The sequence below is a fragment of the Coprococcus sp. ART55/1 genome (genome assembly GCF_000210595.1).
Lineage (GTDB): Bacteria > Bacillota > Clostridia > Lachnospirales > Lachnospiraceae > Coprococcus > Coprococcus aceti.
This window is the reverse complement of the sequence record NC_021018.1, coordinates 251,230-266,760: the sequence shown is the minus strand read 5'-3', so window position 1 is coordinate 266,760 and position 15,531 is coordinate 251,230. Positions and strand designations below refer to the sequence as shown.

General features: G+C 46.5%; 18 protein-coding genes. 17 read left to right on the top strand and 1 reads right to left on the bottom strand.

Features of this window, described 5'->3' with window-relative positions:
- Positions 1-164: 164 nt before the first annotated feature.
- From CCU_RS01200 to CCU_RS13970, 3 genes are read left to right on the top strand one after another with little or no spacing between them, the layout of a single operon-like run.
- Complete coding sequence (locus CCU_RS01200; RefSeq protein ID WP_015533256.1) at positions 165-830, top strand: ABC transporter ATP-binding protein; 666 nt, start codon at positions 165-167, stop codon at positions 828-830.
- Positions 831-844: 14 nt separating this feature from the next.
- Entirely contained in the window at positions 845-2,467 is a 1,623-nt protein-coding gene (locus tag CCU_RS01195) for an ABC transporter permease (RefSeq protein ID WP_015533255.1), read from the top strand.
- 53 nt (positions 2,468-2,520) lie between these two features.
- Positions 2,521-3,336, top strand: coding sequence for an ABC transporter permease (locus CCU_RS13970; RefSeq protein ID WP_243440829.1), 816 nt, complete (start codon positions 2,521-2,523; stop codon positions 3,334-3,336).
- A gap of 256 nt (positions 3,337-3,592) precedes the next feature.
- Here CCU_RS13970 and CCU_RS01190 read toward each other — a convergent pair whose 3' ends face one another.
- Positions 3,593-4,633: a DUF6076 domain-containing protein gene (locus tag CCU_RS01190; RefSeq protein ID WP_008816376.1), complete on the bottom strand. Its 1,041-nt coding sequence runs from the start codon at positions 4,631-4,633 to the stop codon at positions 3,593-3,595.
- Positions 4,634-4,935: 302 nt separating this feature from the next.
- Here CCU_RS01190 and CCU_RS01185 point away from each other — a divergent pair, with 302 nt between their 5' ends.
- The 14 genes from CCU_RS01185 to CCU_RS01120 form a co-directional block, all read left to right on the top strand.
- Positions 4,936-5,160 (top strand): helix-turn-helix domain-containing protein, encoded by a 225-nt coding sequence (locus CCU_RS01185; protein WP_005362423.1) that lies wholly within the window; start codon positions 4,936-4,938, stop codon positions 5,158-5,160.
- Positions 5,161-5,307: 147 nt separating this feature from the next.
- Entirely contained in the window at positions 5,308-5,511 is a 204-nt protein-coding gene (locus CCU_RS01180; RefSeq protein ID WP_004614949.1) for a hypothetical protein, read from the top strand.
- Positions 5,512-5,797: 286 nt separating this feature from the next.
- Positions 5,798-6,115: a DUF3847 domain-containing protein gene (locus tag CCU_RS01175; protein WP_008816380.1), complete on the top strand. Its 318-nt coding sequence runs from the start codon at positions 5,798-5,800 to the stop codon at positions 6,113-6,115.
- Between the two features lie 2 nt (positions 6,116-6,117).
- The gene (gene mobQ, locus CCU_RS01170; RefSeq protein WP_173743101.1) at positions 6,118-7,590 is read left to right on the top strand and encodes a MobQ family relaxase; all 1,473 of its coding nucleotides are present in this window, start codon (positions 6,118-6,120) and stop codon (positions 7,588-7,590) included.
- A gap of 47 nt (positions 7,591-7,637) precedes the next feature.
- The gene (locus tag CCU_RS01165; RefSeq protein WP_014079457.1) at positions 7,638-8,378 is read left to right on the top strand and encodes a CHC2 zinc finger domain-containing protein; all 741 of its coding nucleotides are present in this window, start codon (positions 7,638-7,640) and stop codon (positions 8,376-8,378) included.
- Complete coding sequence (locus CCU_RS01160) at positions 8,263-9,603, top strand: virulence-associated E family protein (RefSeq protein ID WP_009321442.1); 1,341 nt, start codon at positions 8,263-8,265, stop codon at positions 9,601-9,603. Before CCU_RS01165 ends, CCU_RS01160 begins: the two co-directional genes overlap by 116 nt.
- 270 nt (positions 9,604-9,873) lie before the next feature.
- Positions 9,874-10,059, top strand: coding sequence for a hypothetical protein (locus CCU_RS01155; protein WP_004849804.1), 186 nt, complete (start codon positions 9,874-9,876; stop codon positions 10,057-10,059).
- Between the two features lie 107 nt (positions 10,060-10,166).
- Entirely contained in the window at positions 10,167-11,789 is a 1,623-nt protein-coding gene (locus CCU_RS01150; protein ID WP_138345044.1) for a recombinase family protein, read from the top strand.
- Between the two features lie 102 nt (positions 11,790-11,891).
- Positions 11,892-12,278: a hypothetical protein gene (locus tag CCU_RS01145; protein WP_243440828.1), complete on the top strand. Its 387-nt coding sequence runs from the start codon at positions 11,892-11,894 to the stop codon at positions 12,276-12,278.
- 55 nt (positions 12,279-12,333) lie between these two features.
- Positions 12,334-12,702, top strand: a complete 369-nt coding sequence (locus CCU_RS01140) for an ACT domain-containing protein (protein ID WP_015533253.1) — start codon at positions 12,334-12,336, stop codon at positions 12,700-12,702.
- A 52-nt stretch (positions 12,703-12,754) separates the two neighbouring features.
- Positions 12,755-13,423 carry a hypothetical protein gene (locus tag CCU_RS01135; RefSeq protein WP_015533252.1) on the top strand — a complete coding sequence of 223 codons (669 nt, stop codon included), beginning with the start codon at positions 12,755-12,757 and terminating at the stop codon, positions 13,421-13,423.
- A 10-nt stretch (positions 13,424-13,433) separates the two neighbouring features.
- Positions 13,434-14,270, top strand: a complete 837-nt coding sequence (locus CCU_RS01130) for a DUF3658 domain-containing protein (protein WP_243440827.1) — start codon at positions 13,434-13,436, stop codon at positions 14,268-14,270.
- 104 nt (positions 14,271-14,374) lie between these two features.
- Positions 14,375-14,605 carry a hypothetical protein gene (locus tag CCU_RS01125; protein WP_156332959.1) on the top strand — a complete coding sequence of 77 codons (231 nt, stop codon included), beginning with the start codon at positions 14,375-14,377 and terminating at the stop codon, positions 14,603-14,605.
- Between the two features lie 117 nt (positions 14,606-14,722).
- Positions 14,723-15,531: sodium-dependent transporter (locus CCU_RS01120; protein WP_208895887.1), on the top strand; the 809-nt coding region annotated here is incomplete at its 3' end.

Here is a 15,531-nt window from a genome sequence, read left to right as displayed (position 1 = left end):
GGCCATTTCCGGCTGCCGCCGTAAATTTTTTTGAAATGTCCGAGCGTTGTAACATTTCACCCTGATTTTCAATGAAATTTTTTGGCCGCTGTAACATTTCGCGGACATTTGGGTTTTACAATAGCCTTATCAACAGGCAGAAAGCCTTGAAAGGAGTTTTGAGTATGAGCGTTTTACAGGCGATTGATCTGAAAAAGTATTACGGCACAGAGCCGAACATTACCCGCGCCCTTGACGGTGTGAACTTCTCCGTGGAGGACGGCGAGTTTGTGGCCGTTGTGGGAACATCCGGCAGCGGCAAGTCCACCCTGCTTCACATGATGGGCGGGCTGGACACTCCCACCAGCGGAACCGTGATCGCCCGGGGCGAAGAACTGGCAAAGAAGAACGATGAACAGCTTACCATCTTTCGCCGCCGCAACATCGGCTTTATCTTCCAGAACTATAACCTTGTTCCTATTCTGAATGTGTATGAGAACATCGTCCTGCCGGTGGAGCTGGACGGGGACACGGTGGATCAGAAGTTTTTGGACGAAATTGTTCACCTACTGGGGCTGGAAGATAAACTGAAAAATATGCCGAACAATCTATCCGGCGGACAGCAGCAGCGTGTGGCGATTGCCCGCGCTCTGATTACCAAACCGGCTATTGTGCTGGCCGATGAGCCAACCGGTAACCTTGACAGCAAGACCAGCGCCGAGGTGCTGGGACTTATCAAGCGCACCAGCGCGGAGTTCCGGCAAACCGTTGTAATGATTACCCACAATGACGACATAGCCCGCCTTGCAGATCGGATTGTCCGCATTGAGGATGGCAGGATTGTGGAATAAGGAGGTGGCAAGCTATGACATGGCCTTTTGAAAATGATACCAGTGACATTGAAAAGAAGCTGGCAAAGCGCAGTTTGCATCGTGAACGGCAGCGTAATTTATTTGCAATCATTGCTCTTGTGCTAACTGCATTTATGATAACTGCGACATTCAGTATTGGTTTTAGTTACTTTGAAACCTACCAAATGCAACAAATTCGGTTAATGGGAACTACCGCTGATGTCGGAATCACAAATGTAACAGAAAATCAGTTGGTTGAAATTTCAAAATCAAACCTTGTCCTTGATGTAGGTATACAGCAGCGTTTAGGCAGTGTTGATACAGAGCAACTGCAAAATGCGAGATTAGGTATAGTTTGGATAGATGATACCGAGTGGGAACACCACCGTCTTCCTACTATATCAGGTGTTGTAGGAAATTACCCATCAAGTAAAAACGAAATTATGCTACCTACATGGGTGCTTGAACAGATGGGCATTTCTGATCCGCAAATAGGGATGGAGATTGTGTTGTCATACCAAATTGGCGATAGCTATGATTATGTCACGGACACCTTTTTGCTGTCGGGCTACTATACGGACTACATTCCAATGCGCACAAATAATCGTGGTTATGTTTATGTTTCATCCGCTTTTAAGGATAGCTTAAATGTATCACTGGATAATAGTGTTACGGCAATGATCCGTTTTCAAGGCAATGATAATGCTGACAAAAACTGTGAAAGATTGCGGCGTGAGATTGACTTTGCAGAAGGGCAAACATTTGAAATTGTACCATTAGAACAGGCAAATGGTGGAACTATTATTTTAGCTGTAATAATTTTAGCAGTTTTTATATCCTTTAGCGGCTATCTGCTGATTTATAATATTCTTTATGTCTCTGTCATAAAAGATGTGCAATTCTATGGCCGTCTTAAAACGATTGGAACGACTCAAAGGCAGATAAAGAGAATTATCTATAAGCAGGCAATCAGAATCTCTTGTATTGGTATTCCGATTGGTCTGTTACTTGGTGCGGTTGTTTCCTTTGGCATTGTTCCTTACTTCCTGAATATGATGTATTCAACAAATTCTGATGTGGGAACAAAAGTATCTTTTTCGCCGTTTATTTTCATAGGAGCGGCCATATTTACGTTCATTACCGTTATGATTGCAAGCATGAAGCCCGCCAAAATTGCCGGAAGTGTTTCACCAATAGCAGCACTCCAATATACAGCAGCCAGCACAAAGAGCAGCGCCAGAAATTGTAGCAAAATGAAGTTGTCCAGAATGGCATGGAACAATGTCTTTCGTAATGCTAAGAGTACAACCCTTGTTTTTGCATCGCTTTTTTTCGGCCTTTCCTTGTTCCTTGTCGTCACAGGGCTATTACATGGTTTAAGCCCGGAGAATTATGTGAGCCAATGGGGAGTAAGCGATTTTGCACTCACATATAGTATCCACGAAAGAGAAGATTTAATTTCCAGCGAAATGGTTTCAGAGATTGGTCAGCTTGACGGCATTGAGAATTTGAGGTTGACCTATGCACCTTATCCTCAAGTAGCAGTAGATGTTGTATATGACGATGCTGTATTTCACGAGTTTCTTGCGTCATTAGACGGAGTAACGGCATTGATTTTTCTGATCCGGCAAAATTAGAAAATTATCAGCAAAACTTTTTTAGCGGGGTTTTTGGAATTGACAGTGCATATTTGGAAGAAATCAATAAAACCTTAAACTTGCCTATTGACACGTCTGCCTTTGAACAAGGAAAGGTTGTGCTGCTGTCCAAAACAGTAGAAGACCTTATTCAGCCGGGGCAGGAAATAACAATCCAGACGCAGAACGGACAGCATTCCTTTATTGTAGCGAACGGTTATTTGAATGAAGGGTTTCGAGCAGGAGGAGGCAATGAGAGAGGGACGGCTCCTGATTTGTATATTAGTCAAACAGCTTTGAAAGAACTCTTTCCGCAATATAGAGTGTTCCGCGTGGCCTTTGATACGGATGGTCAACATGACGAAAGTATACTGCAAGAATTAAAGCAAATCACCGCATCACAAGCTAACATTGATATTATATCCCGATATGAACGGCGAGAAGAAATGCAGGAATATCTCATTACAGCAAAGGTTTTAGGAACAGGGTTGTCCGTGATCCTGCTGCTTGTTGGTGTCATGAACTTTGTCAATACAATGGTTGTCAATGTAAATACTCGGCGCTATGAATTAGCTGTTCTTGAAAGCATTGGAATGACAAAGCGACAAATCAAACGAATGCTATTTATGGAAGGTTTCTATTATTGGGGCGTTTCCCTTTCCCTTGCAGTCACCATTGGAACAGCAATCTTCATCTTGCTATATATGATTTTTAGTAAAGTGGCCTATTATGCTGTTTTCTCCTATCCATTTATCCCGCTGGTGCTGGTGTCTGGACTGGTGTTGCTAATCTGCCTTATTGTGCCTATATGGGTCTACAAAACTGACGTTAACCTTCCAGTTGTGGAGCGATTGCGGTTGACAGAGTGAGTTTAATCAAATAGCAAAACATCCTTAGATCAATCATATCGAAGCGGAGCAGATTTTAGCTGCTCCGCTTCTTTAGTATTTTTCAAAAAATTCTTTTGAAATGTCCGAGCTTTGTAACAATTCAGCCTGTTTTTCTGTCGAAATCAAAGGCACCTCGGACATTTATAGTTCTTCCAAAAGTTTGATGATAATATTACCATTCATGGAAGAAGCAATCTGTTATTGCAATAATGCGAAATTGACGATAGAAAGTTTTTCATATCTCGGTCAGCTCAACAATTACATTACTCTGCTGATACAGCCAGTCCGTAAATTCTTTCGGGCTGGCCGTTCCTGTTTTTACAGCCTTTTTTCTCTGTAAGGCTTCTTTCTTAAAGTCGGAAAAGGAAGCCTGTATTTTTTCCAGACGGTCAGCCGGAAAGCCTGCGGTATTTTTTACCCGGTTTATTTTGTTGCGCCAGTTCTGGCATTCATTTTTATAAAGCAGGTCATAGTTATTTTCTCTTGACCTCTCGTCAAATTCCCGCTTGTTTTGAAGCGCCTGTGCTTTTCGGCACTTGTCGCTGCACAGCTCATACCGCTGGCTCTTTGCCAGAAAATATTTTCCACAGACCTTGCACCGCCGGAAGCAAAGCCCCCAGTCATTCAGCCTGTTCAGATAATAGGTAATCAACGGGTAGAGGGACGCATAGGCAGACACACATTCTTCTGTGCGCCGGTTGTCCGGGAACCAGAGGTCAAGCCGGGTATCTTCTGACGGTGCGCCTTTGAAATAAAGGCTGCCAGCTTGAAATTGTTTCGGTTTTCCTGTCTCCCTGTCAAAGCTCATGGTTTCGTTTTGGAATACCCCGGTCAGTCTGCTCATTTTATCCATGAAGCGGTCACAGGCAGCGTTACGGTCACGGGGTTCTCTGGCAAGCAGATAGCTGTTCCAGATACGGAACGCCACATACATTTTCAGAGGGTCGTTGCTAAGATATTTCTCCCAAAGAAATTCGCTTGCCGCCTGCTCCAGCTCCGGCTGTTTCCATCGGTTGGAGTGGAGAGCTTGCCGCAGCGGAGAAAGCCCGTATAAGTTCCAGTCTCTGTCCGTGTCACGCTCAAAGTTTATCAAAAAAGTTCCCAGTGGGCGTGTCATATCACAAAGCACCTCTGCGTTTTGGCTCCCGTTCAGACGGAAGCGGATCTGCTGTTCTTCCCCAATCAAAATCCGCTCTTTCATTTTCTTCCTGTCCAGCGTCAGGACAAACAAAATCCTCTCAAAACATGGCTCATGCCGTATAAACTGATTCTCCATCCCTATCCCCTGCCTTTGTTTATGGTAATTATATAATTCAGTTATATCCGTTACACTCATGGTATCGCAGAATCATTGTTTTGTCAAGGATAGTACGCTATGATGATTGCGGTTGGTAATTTCGTACCGCACAGTACCTTGACAAGTGAATGACCGTCCAAAAGGGATATGACCGGCAGGAGAAGTGACGCATTCGGCGCACCAATGCAGGGAAACACCGCAGGAATGGGGCAGGAAAACGGCTTTTGGGGAGAACGGCAACAGGAAGCATTTTAACCTATTTGATTTATGGGAGGAACAGAATGAACGATAAAAAGAGATTGAACAGCTACGAGGATTTACCGCTGGTTCTGGATGTGGCGGACATTCAGCGGATTATGGGAATTTCAAGAGCGAGCGCCTATGAGCTGGTACACACACCCGGCTTTCCAGCGTTCCGCAGGGGCAGACTTATCAAGGTCAGCAAAATTGCTTTCTTTGAATGGATGGCAAAAGGCTCCGAAACCGTACCGGGAAGCGACAAATAAGCGTGAGGTATCATTCCCTGACTTGCAATACTGCCGCACTTTCCAAAGGGGCATACAGAGGGAAAAAAACTTAAAAATGATACCGAGACGCTACATCAAAACAGCCTATCTGCGTACATCAGATAGAAACGGAGAAAGGAGCCGGTTATGGCAAGAATGAGTAACAAGCGGCGGTTGGAATGGTCTTTCTTCTTAAATGACCGCAGCCGTATCACTTACAACGAACTGTGCCGGAAATGCCAGCACGAATGTAAACAGAGCTTCCGGGCGGTTGTGGTTGACTGCCCGAAGTATCTTTCCAAGCGTTCCAAGAAAAAGGACAAGACTGCCGGAAACGGCAAAATCCCTTAGGAACTAAGGGCGCACTTCTATACATAGTCTAAAGACCATGTATCGTGCGTCCTGCGGAGCTTACCTCTGCCGCTGATAAAATCAGCAATCCGAGGTCTGCGTTCGCTTCGCTCCGACAAGGTGGCTACACCCCCTTGCGCCGCTAAAGCGGCTATCCCCTGTGTACCCGCCGCAAAGAGAAATCCGCTCTGCGTTTTTCCCTTTTCATCGGGTTTTATAGAAGCACTGACACACGGACTGTCTGCGGATGGTCTTTCTTTATCTTATCAGCAAAGGATGTGAGAACATGGAAAAATCTTTGGAACAGTTGAAGCAGGAATATGAAAAAACCACTGTCCTGCTGGAACAGGAAAAACGGAAAATGCAGCGTTTGAAAAACCGGCAGGCGTATCTGGAAAGCGGTTCCCGGAAACAGAGGACGCACCGGCTGATTACCCGTGGGGCAGCTATTGAGAGCATTGCACCACAGACAAAGGAGCTATCCGAAGCGGAATTTTATTCCCTCATGGAAAGCATTTTGAATCTGCCGCAGGCGGAGCATTTCATCCGGTCTGCCACAGAGAACCACGCCCGTATTTCCGGGCAGGAGAAAGGCGGTGACTAAGGATAGCACTTTATCATTTTTCAATCGCACAGATCAAGCGCAGCGCCGGTCAGAGCGCCATTGCCAGCGCAGCCTATCGAGCCGGGGAGCGTCTTTACAGCAGCTACTATGGAGAAGTCAGCGACTACACCAAAAAGGGCGGCGTGATCGCTTCGGAAATCATGCTGCCGCCCCATGCGCCGGAAATATATCTTGACCGGGCGACCCTCTGGAATGCTGTGGAGAACTGCGAGAAACATCCAAAAGCACAGCTTGCCTATTCCTTTGATATTGCCATGCAGAATGAATTGACGCTGGAAGAAAACATGGAGCTGGCGAGGAAGTTCGTACAGGAGCAGTTTGTGACAAAAGGCATGATTGCCGACCTTGCTTTTCACAGCCCGGAGAAAGAGGACGGCGGCATCCCTAACCCGCATTTTCATGTGATGACAACCATGCGGCCTTTGAACCCGGATGGCACATGGGGACAAAAACAGCGTCGGGAATATCTTCTTGATGAAGATGGAAACCGAATCCGGGATAAAAACGGCGATTATATGTTTAACGCTGTCCATACAACAGACTGGCATGAGCCGGAAACGCTGGAACACTGGCGGGAGCAGTGGGCGGCTGCCGTTAATACAAAATTTGAGGAAAAAGGGCTGGATGTGCGTATCGACCACCGTTCCTATGTGCGGCAGGGGCTTGACCTGATACCTACTGTCCACGAGGGAGCTAATGTCCGGCAGATGGAAGCAAAGGGCATCCGCACCGAGAAAGGGGAACTGAACCGCTGGATTAAAGCCACCAACCGGCTCATGCAGGATGTGAGGAAGAAGATCAAAGCCCTGTTTGTCTGGATGGCAGAGGTAAAAGAAGAACTTTCCAAACCGCAGACACCGAGCCTTGCCGACCTGTTGATCGCTTATTACAACCAGCGCAACGCAGGGGCATGGAGCAATAAAGCCAGAACCGGAAACTTAAAGCAGTTTGCCGAAGCCGTCAATTATCTGACGGAAAACAAGCTGCTCACATTAGAGGATTTGCAGGAGCGTCTTTCCTCTGTCAACGAAGAATTTGAAGCGTTAAGCGACTCCATGAAAAAGAAATCTGCCCAGATAAAGGAATTGCAGGAATTGATACGGGAGGGCGAGAATTACCAGCGGCTAAAACCTGTTCATACGGAATTGAACAATATCAAGTTTAAGAAACAGAGGGAGAAATTTGAAACATCCCACGATGCGGAGTTACGGCTGTTTTATGCCGCCCGCCGTATTTTGAAAGAAAAACTGGACGGAAAACCCATTGCCCTGAAAGCATGGAAACAGGAATACGCACAGTTAAAAACAGAGTATGCCGAACTGTCTCCGCAGCACAAGCCACTCCGGGAGGAAGTCATACGGCTACGGCAGGTGCAGAACGCCGTAGATACCGCACTGCGCCGGAGGGAGCAGCCACAGGCAGTACAGAGAAAGAAACATGAGATGGAGCTATGATATAACCGGCAGCTTTACCGCTACCAGTATTTTTATGGAGGGAGCATTTGAATGTATTTGAAGCGGTGAAACAGTCTGTTACCACCCGGCAGGCTGCTTCATTCTATGGAATCCGGGTGGGGAGAAACGGCATGGTCTGCTGTCCATTCCACAATGACCGCACGCCCAGCATGAAAGTGGACAGCCGCTTTTACTGCTTCGGCTGCGGGGCTTCCGGGGATGTGATCGACTTTGCCGCTTTGCTGCATGGATTGGGGAAACGGGAAGCTGCGGTCAGGCTTGCGGAGGACTTCGGCGTTTCCTATGAGAAATCCGGCAATGCGCCGCCAGATAGGAAGCGTCACAACAGGTCACAGCCCCGACAAAAATCAGCGGAGCAGAGATTTCAGGAAACGGAACGGTATTGTTTCCGGGTGCTATGCGATTATCTGCGCCTGCTGGAGCATTGGAAAACAGCACACGCCCCACAGCCGCAGGATGCCATCTGGCATCCTCTTTTTGTGGAAGCGTTGCAGAGGATAAGCTACACAGAATACCTTTTGGATATTTTGTTATACGGAGAAATAGAAGAAAAAGCGGCATTGATCGCCGCACAGGGAAAGGAGGTGTTGCGGCTTGAACAGCGAATTTCAGAGCTTGCCGCCGGAAACGCAGGAAGCGGTCAAAAGGACGATGGACACAATGGAACCGGCGCAGACACCGGCAGAAATCCGGGAAACATTAGAGGGGACGCAGAAAGGCGGCGTGAAGAACAGCATCCGAAACTGCCTGACGGTGTTCCAGCGTGACCCTCTGTTTCGCGGGGCGCTGCGCCTGAACCTTTTGACGGAGCAGATTGACATTGTGAAGCCGCTGGGCTGGGAGCGCACCAGTACCACGCTGACCGACATGGACATGAACTACCTGCTTTTGTATCTGGAAGAAAATTACGGGCTTACCAGCGAGAAAAAGGTGCAGAGCGCCATCAAGATTGTTGCCAATGAAAACCGCTACCATCCAGTCAGGGATTACCTGAACAGCCTGCAATGGGACGGCACAGAGCGCATCCGTTACGCCCTGCATCACTTTCTGGGAGCCGATACGGACGAATACACCTATGAAGCCTTGAAACTGTTCCTGATGGGAGCCATCCGGCGGGTATTCAGACCGGGGAGCAAGTTTGAGGTCATGCTCTGTCTGGTTGGTGGTCAGGGAGCCGGGAAATCTACCTTTTTCCGGCTGCTGGCAGGCAGGGACGAATGGTTTTCAGACGATTTGAAAAAGCTGGACGATGAAAATGTGTACCGCAAGCTGCAAGGGCATTGGATTATCGAGATGTCGGAGATGATTGCCACAGCCAACGCCAAGAGTATTGAGGAAATCAAGTCATTCTTAAGCCGCCAGAAAGAAACCTACAAAGTGCCGTATGAGACACATCCGGCAGACCGGCTGCGGCAATGTGTATTTGGAGGGACGACCAACCGGCAGGACTTTTTGCCCCGTGACCGCACCGGCAACCGGCGCTTTCTCCCCGTGACGGTGTACCCGGAACGGGCGGAGGTTCACATACTGGACGATGAAGCGGCGGCGAGGGCGTATATCGAACAGATGTGGGCGGAAGCCATGACGGTTTATCGCAGTGGGAAGTATAAGCTGTCATTCAGCATGGAAATGAACCGATACCTGAACGCCCACCAGCAGGACTTTATGCAGGAAGACACACAGGCCGGCATGATCTACGCCTATTTGGAGGACTACACCGGCGACAGGGTATGTTCCAAGCAGCTTTATGAGGAAGCGCTGGGGAACTTAAATTCCCCGGCAGACTGGGAGACACGGGCAATCTGCGAGATTATGAATACCGGCATTGCGGGCGGCATCATACAGGGCTGGGTAGCCTACAAAAGCCCGAAGCGGTATAAGAAATACGGTTCTCAAAAAGGCTGGGAGCGTGTCAACCAAGCTCCGCCGGAGGGGGACGGTTTTCAGGAAATCACGGAAGAAGAAGCCCGGCAAATGGAACTTCCATTCTGAAAAGCCACCGGTTGACAGTTTGGTTGACGCTTTGGTTGACAGCCGGTTGACGGGGAAAAGCCTGATATTTGGGGCATTTCTCTCCTTTGTCAACCATGTCAACCAAGAAATCAAAGAAAAAGTAAAAAGTAATAATAGAGCGCCTATGGATTGTTTTCAAAGTCTTTTCTGCCGGTTGACACGGTTTGGTTGACACGGAGACAGTCTGCGGCTGTACACCTGTCTGACATTCCCTTGTCGGGCATATTTCATTTATGGAGGTAACTGCCTATGGCAAAAAGCAAAAACGAGAGCAATAACAAAAACAGCGGCACCCTGCTTACCGAAAAAGACGGCACCCAGTATTTTGTCATGGGGAAAGTCCGTATCAAGGTATCGGAGCATTTCGCACAGGATGGGAAGCCGCTTGACAGCCTGCTGGAAGATGTGATCCAGCACGCTGCCGCCGCTTCCTGAAAAAATACGGAATAACGACTGTCAATCAGCCCACGCTTATGATATACTTGTACCAGCGAGTATTGTATAAGCGTGGGTTGTTTCTTTTAGAAGGAGGATTTTTAACCGTGAAACAACCATACAATACAACGATTTATAACACTGCACTATATTTGAGATTGAGCCGTGACGATGAATTACAGGGGGAAAGCGGCAGTATCCAGACCCAGCGCATGATGCTTAGACAGTATGCCGCAGAGCATGGGCTGACCGTTGTAGACGAGTACATTGACGACGGATGGAGTGGGACAAATTTCGAGCGTCCAAGTTTCCAAAGGATGATTGATGACATCGAAGACGGGAAAATCAACTGCGTTGTCACAAAGGACTTATCCCGTCTGGGAAGAAACTATATCCTGACCGGTCAGTACACGGAAATCTATTTCCCCAGCAAGGGAGTACGCTACATTGCCATCAATGACAATGTGGACACCATCAACGGAGAAAGCGAGCTTGCACCGTTCTTAAACATCCTGAATGAAATGCACGCCCGACAGACCAGCAAAAAGGTCAAGGCTGCCATGCACACAAGATTTGCCAATGGCGCACACTATGGAGCCTATGCACCGCTGGGCTATGTAAAAGACCCGGACAAAAAAGGTCATCTTCTGATCGACCCGGAAACACGCTGGATTGTAGAGAAGATTTTTGACCTTGCTGTACACGGGCGTGGAGCCGCCAGCATTACACGGATTCTGGTGGAGGAAAAAGTACCTACCCCCGGCTGGCTGAACTATGAAAGATACGGGACTTTCGCCAATATCTACGCCGGTGCGCCCGCAGAAAAAGCCTATGCGTGGACGATAGCACAGGTCAAGAGCATTTTGAAAGAGGAAACCTACATCGGTCACAGCATTCACAACAAGCAGAGCAACATTTCATTCAAGAACAAGAAAAAGGTGCGGAAGCCGCAGGAAGAATGGTATCGTGTGGAAAATACCCACGAAGCCATCATTTCTGAAGAAGTGTTCCAAAAAGTTCAGGAGCTGATTGCAAGCAGACGCAGGAAACGCAGAAACGGTACGACACAGATTTTCGCAGGATTGATAAAATGTGCAGACTGCGGATGGTCTTTAGCCTATGGGGAAAACAAGCAGAATAAGAACCCATACGGGTACTACCATTGCAGCAAGAACGGGCAGGGATTACGCCAGTGTTCCATGCACTATATCCGCTATGATGTACTGTATGCCTATGTGCTTGCAAGACTGCAATACTGGTCTATGCTGGCACAGAAAGACGAGGACAAGCTGCTGAAACGCCTGCTCAATGCCAGCGACAGGGAAAGAAACTCTGCGAAGAAAAAGCAGGCTGCGGAGCTGAAAAAGGCAGAGAAGCGTAAAGCCGAGGTTGACGGGCTGTTTGCTAAAATGTATGAGGACTGGTCTGCCGGACGCATAACCGAGTATAACTTCAATATGCTGTCCGAGAAGTACCAGAACGAGCAAAAGGAGCTTGAAACAAAAATAAGACAGCTTCACAAAACGATGGAAGCCGCCGTACAGACCGCAGCGGATGCTGAAAAGTGGATTGCCCTGATGAAACAGTATGTCAACCCTGTGGAGCTGACCGCCGAACTTCTGAACACTCTAATTGAAAAAATAACCGTCCACGAAGCTGTCAAGGGCGAGGACGGAAGCCGTGAGCAGGAAGTAGAAATCTACTACCGCTTCATCGGCAAAATCGACTGACCTTTCTTTTTTACCCAACAATATCTTTAATTAAGGGAGACGGGAAATGGTTTTCCGGAAGTTTCATTACTGTTGCCGTTATGTGATGAATTAGAGATAACAGTGAATGAATTACTATCTGGCGAAAGAGTATCTGAAGAGGATTATCGAAAGAAAGCGGAGGTTAATATGGTGAATTTAGTTAGAGAGGCACAGGAAAGCAAAAAGAAAATTATTTTGTCTGCAATGGTCGCGACACTTACGATAGTTGCGGCATTTCCATTGTTTTTATTGTCAGGAATTCTGGAGATGGAGAATTGGCTGAGGGTTCTGCTTATCGCAATAGGGTTAGTAGTGGTATGTGGCGGAATAGTGATTGCGTGTATTCTTGATAGAGAGGCAGGAGCATTTGAATGCCCTGATTGCAACACAAGGTTTGTTCCGGATATGAAGTCATATGTAATGGGAGCACATACATTAACAAAGCGTAAATTAGTTTGTCCTCATTGATGGTGCACATAGATATTGCAAAAAGGTGCTTACAAAATAGATTTAAGGAGAGGTCATGGAGATAAAAAAGATTGATGAAGAATTTTCATTGTGTCAGGTGGAAGATTACACATATGCGAATCTCGATTCTGATTATTGTTTTCTAGGAAAAACTGATGAGGAAAAGTCTCTTGTATGCCCGGTGAGTGAAGTGCCGGCAAATGTTATAAAGCGTGATGACGGCTGGATGGCCTTCCGCATTCAGGGCGTATTGGACTTTTCTTTGATCGGGATTCTGGCAAAAATCGCATCTGTTCTGGCGGATAACGGAATTTCGATATTTGCAGTATCCACATACAATACGGATTATGTTATGGTGAAGAAGGAGAATTTTCAAAAAGCACTGGAAGTTCTGGCGGCAGCAGGGTATGACATCGTGGATTGAGAGTTGATAAACCGAAACTTAAAACCGGGATGAGAATTATGGAGAAATGTAAATGGATTATGCCTTATTACAAAAAATATACAATATCAAGTCATTTGTAGGATATACAGATGAGGAGATAAAAGGGCTGAGAGCGGGATTTGAGAGCATCCCACATACGCTATATGAGATATGGAAGAAATGTGGTAAAACAAGCGAGCTGTTTGATCATAGCAATGATCCCTGGATTACTCTTGATTTTCAGCGCAGGTATAAATGGACAAGGAAGGTAAAAGGATATTTTTATATCTTGAATGAGAACCAGGGAGTATATCAGGTCGCTATCAGAAGGGCTGATATGGCTGAGGATGATCCACCTGTGTATGTTGTGGAAACTGATGAGGATGGCACTGTAAATGAGATCGGCCAGGCAGAAAGTAGTTTGTCTGCATTTATGATGGGAATGTTGATATATGAGGCGGCAATATCCTGTTTTGAGTTTTGCGCAGAGGATATTATCTGGTATGATGATGGTGACATTGAAAAGATAGATGGCATATTAAATAAATATCCGTATCATGTTTATAACTGGTATTCTGACAGAATTGATCTATACACGAAAACTGATGAAGAGATCTTGTTTGTTATGCAGGGAGATTCTCCGAATGGTACATATTCAGCACGGACAGAAACGGCATATCAGGAGATTGACAGGATGATAGGTGGTATTGGGGAACGATAAGGAGCAGATTATGGTAGAGATACTATTTGGAGAAAGTTCGGCAGGTTCCATGAAAGCGGCAAAATGCGAGAATGAGGAATATAAGAATGGTCAGCCACTGTGGATACAGGGTTCTTCTGACGAGGTGATCTGCCTTGGTTTCATGCTGGACATGGGCTACATCGGCGAGGTAGTTGACAGTCAGTACCGCAAGGATTTTATCTACTCAATGTATGCTAAGAACCAGTGGGAGCAGGACGAGGAATATGACAATGAACTTAAGAAACTTGGTGATGTGTATGCTGGGGAACTGGTAAGGCTTATAAGATTTCTTGAGGGTGGTGAGCCGGTAAGAATATGGTACAGTGACGCTCCATATTCAAGGTGTGGATTTTATCATGTATGCAGCATCCTGAAGAACTATCCAAATGAAGTGTCAGTTGTCACGCAGCCAGAACATGTTGTAAAGAAAAACGTAATAGTGTCGTATCATAGCTGGAGCGAGGTGGCGGCGGAGGAATTTGCTGGGCTCCTCGGAAATGAGAGGAAACTCACATCAGATGAGATAAGAATGTATGCGGAGATGTGGGGTGAGCTTGTCCTTGAAAATGCACCGCTCAGGGCTGTGGTAAATGGAACAGTGCTCAGTGTGTCAGATGATTTCTATGATTTTATCATTTGGAACAAGCTGACGGACAAGCCGGTTAAGGAGTGCCGGCTGATCGGTGACATTCTGGGACAGGTTACGATCGGAGTCGGTGACTGGTGGTATGCGGCGAGGATAGAACATTTCATAAGGCAGGGCAAGATAAAGGTTGTGGAGGATTCGGAGAATAAGTATGCACGTTTGATAAAAGGGTATTTGTAGAATGGAGACTGAGAATAGCGTGGATAAAGAAAAATCCAATAAAAATGTATCCGTTTGCTCTGTGCAAAAAAGCAGAAAAGCATCCCGGAAAACAAGGACAATTTATGATCGGGGTAAAGAAGGTTGCTGAATCAGAAGTAGCTGTGCTGATGGATATGCTGGGGGATCTCCCTATGACACATATTTTTCAGGAAGATGGTTTATATCTTGATGGAGTAGTACAGGGGATAAGGGCCTTTGGAGATAACCCCAAGGCGGTCTCAAAGGAAGTATTTTATCGCGATGCGGCAAAAATAAATGGAGTGTTGAGGGCGAGATGCCAGCAGTCTGGATGATGTTCAAATATATAGTGGCTTTTCCTCTCGGGGCATGTTAGAATCACATGTATATGCAAATAAATGTGGAAGGAAAGATTACGGGGATTAGTTCCAGGTAAACTATGGTGAAGGTATATGGAAGATATGAAGAATGGTAAGCGAAGTTCATTTTCGGGCAAGCTGGGGTACGTGCTGGCGGCGGCAGGTGCATCGGTGGGCCTTGGAAATATATGGAGATTCCCTTACCTTGCGGCAAAGTACGGCGGAGGAATTTTCCTCATAATATACATCGTGCTTGCACTTACATTTGGTTATACTATGATAGTTGCGGAGACGGCAATCGGACGAATGACGAGAAAGAGTCCGGTTGGAGCATTCAAATCATTTGGAAAGAAGAAATGGCTGTCGTTTGGCGGCTGGATAAATGCCGTTATACCTGTGCTTATAGTGCCGTACTATTCGGTTATTGGCGGCTGGGTCATCAAATATCTGGTGGAGTATTTCAGAGGAAATGCAAAGCTGCTGGCTGAGGATGGATATTTCACCGATTTCATATCAAATGGTGTGTCAACGGAGCTGTGTTTCGTGGCGTTCTGCGCATTTACACTTATCATTATATTTGCCGGTGTGCAGAACGGAATAGAGAGGGTATCCAAGATCATGATGCCTATACTGATCGTTCTGTCTGTCATAATTGCGGTATATTCCGTGACAAGACCGGGCGCACTTGAGGGAGTAAAATACTTCCTTGTGCCAAATGTGAAGAACTTCTCGTGGATGACAGTGGTTGCTGCCATGGGGCAGATGTTCTACTCGCTTTCCATTGCCATGGGAATACTCATAACATTTGGCTCTTACATGAAGAAAGATACGGCGATAGAGGATTCGACCAGAAATGTAGAGATATTCGACACTGGTATAGCGATCATGGCGGGACTTATGAT

Excerpts from the sequence above, each read along its gene's own strand:
- CCU_RS01125 (WP_156332959.1), top strand. The coding sequence starts at position 14,375 with ATGATCGGGGTAAAGAAGGTTGCTGAATCAGAAGTAGCTGTGCTGATG.
- CCU_RS01180 (WP_004614949.1), top strand. The coding sequence starts at position 5,308 with ATGGCAAGAATGAGTAACAAGCGGCGGTTGGAATGGTCTTTCTTCTTA.
- CCU_RS01130 (WP_243440827.1), top strand. The coding sequence starts at position 13,434 with ATGGTAGAGATACTATTTGGAGAAAGTTCGGCAGGTTCCATGAAAGCG.
- CCU_RS01190 (WP_008816376.1), bottom strand. The coding sequence starts at position 4,633 with ATGGAGAATCAGTTTATACGGCATGAGCCATGTTTTGAGAGGATTTTG.
- CCU_RS01185 (WP_005362423.1), top strand. The coding sequence starts at position 4,936 with ATGAACGATAAAAAGAGATTGAACAGCTACGAGGATTTACCGCTGGTT.
- CCU_RS01135 (WP_015533252.1), top strand. The coding sequence starts at position 12,755 with ATGGATTATGCCTTATTACAAAAAATATACAATATCAAGTCATTTGTA.
- CCU_RS01160 (WP_009321442.1), top strand. The coding sequence starts at position 8,263 with ATGGACACAATGGAACCGGCGCAGACACCGGCAGAAATCCGGGAAACA.
- CCU_RS01195 (WP_015533255.1), top strand. The coding sequence starts at position 845 with ATGACATGGCCTTTTGAAAATGATACCAGTGACATTGAAAAGAAGCTG.
- CCU_RS01140 (WP_015533253.1), top strand. The coding sequence starts at position 12,334 with ATGGAGATAAAAAAGATTGATGAAGAATTTTCATTGTGTCAGGTGGAA.
- CCU_RS01175 (WP_008816380.1), top strand. The coding sequence starts at position 5,798 with ATGGAAAAATCTTTGGAACAGTTGAAGCAGGAATATGAAAAAACCACT.
- CCU_RS01200 (WP_015533256.1), top strand. The coding sequence starts at position 165 with ATGAGCGTTTTACAGGCGATTGATCTGAAAAAGTATTACGGCACAGAG.
- CCU_RS01155 (WP_004849804.1), top strand. The coding sequence starts at position 9,874 with ATGGCAAAAAGCAAAAACGAGAGCAATAACAAAAACAGCGGCACCCTG.